Here is a 1,551-nt window from a genome sequence, read left to right on the forward strand (position 1 = left end):
TTATTATTTTTTGATACTTTTATTTCAGTCAACATAATGAAAATTCTTTTTTTAAAGGATCAGAAAAGACAATAGAAAACCCTGCTTAAAAAGCACAAAATGTTTTATGGTCGAGCAAATTTCAACAACCAGAAGATTGGCGAAGAGATCACGGGAGCTATAATTCCATTGACCATTATTGATAAAACGTTCTCTCAAGCGCTACTGAAAAATCAAAGCAATATTCCACTACGAACTTTATCAGAAAAAAGTTAATCATCATACACACAGTCCTTAGTGGACAATTCTTGCAAAAAAAAATTATTGTATTTAAAATTTATTTACTCGTATAGGTTGTTTTCTACAGCGCTATATAAGAACGCATTTCCTTAGTTATATGTCATTTCGCTTTGCTATTGTTGTAGGTTGTATTAGGTTGTATTGCCATAAAAAACAGTTGTTTGAAAGCTTTACCATATTGAAAATCTTTTTTTTTTAATATAGCTTTGACCTTGACATGCTTTTTTCGAGCTATGAGTCGTTTCAAATAGAGGGAAATATAATGGCAAAAAAATAAAAACCCAACTGCGTTAACAGAAGGGTTTCTAAAATGCCCGTACTACATATACGGTAAATTAAACTAAATTCAAAAGAATTAAATCTACAAAGTAATTCCTAATTTAATTTATCGTGAAGCATTCTGCAAGAGAAATTTTGTAGAAAAGGGATATTTTTAGCATTTTTTTTGCCTCCAATAGAGAGGTTTTAAAAATTATGGTTAATAAAACATCTGGTAGAAAATTAACTTCAAAGCACTGGGAATATATAAAAATTGCTGATAATACCGATATTGGCCACATTACTAGAAGCCAACTTCTTTTTCTTGTACAAGACTTACCAGTAACTGATCTTATCAAAGGAACAGAAGCCCATTTATTAGCTAAACTTTTGAATACTGTACCAGTTACGCATTTTGAAAAAGGTAAAATTCCAATAGTTTTTAAAACCAACCATCAAATTGGTCTGGAAATTGGTTGTACATCTGTTCACGTAAGTAGGTTGCTTTCACGCCTTTTTGATAAAGGTCTTATTGTGATGCGGGATTCTGCTAATTATAAACGCTATGGTTTTAGTTCTGCTCATCATGTACCAATTGCTTGTGGTATTGATCTTAGCATTTTAATCGCGCGTTACCATGAACTTCAGCACTCTATTTTAAAGAGTAAAGAAGAAAAGAAACATCATGATATGGCTGTTAGAACCTTTTGTGGCGTTTGTCGTCGATTACGGCTTCGTATTGAAGAAATAAAATTTACACCTATTGCTGCAATGTTTTTAAATCGTATGAATAAAGTTAAATCTGTTCTTGGTTCTCCTTTTAAAGCGTCTACCTTTAAATTGGAAAAAGCTATTAAGCTTTTTAATTGGCTCTTAGAGCGTTTATTTTTTACAAAAATGTTATGCACAAACAATAAAAATGTTATGCAATTACATAATACAACCCCTAACTATAATTGTAATTGTAACAAAAATGAGTGTTCAGAGTTATCTGAACACACTCAAATCGTTAAT

The 1,551-nt window shown here is 31.0% G+C and carries 1 protein-coding gene; it reads left to right on the top strand.

Annotated features, from left to right (window positions below):
- Positions 1 to 753: 753 nt before the first annotated feature.
- The coding region (locus ACFILW_RS09685; protein ID WP_375685713.1) for a helix-turn-helix domain-containing protein at positions 754 to 1,551 on the top strand (798 nt) is incomplete at its 3' end.

The sequence above is a fragment of the Bartonella sp. TT110JLCBS genome (assembly GCF_042193405.1).
GTDB lineage: Bacteria > Pseudomonadota > Alphaproteobacteria > Rhizobiales > Rhizobiaceae > Bartonella.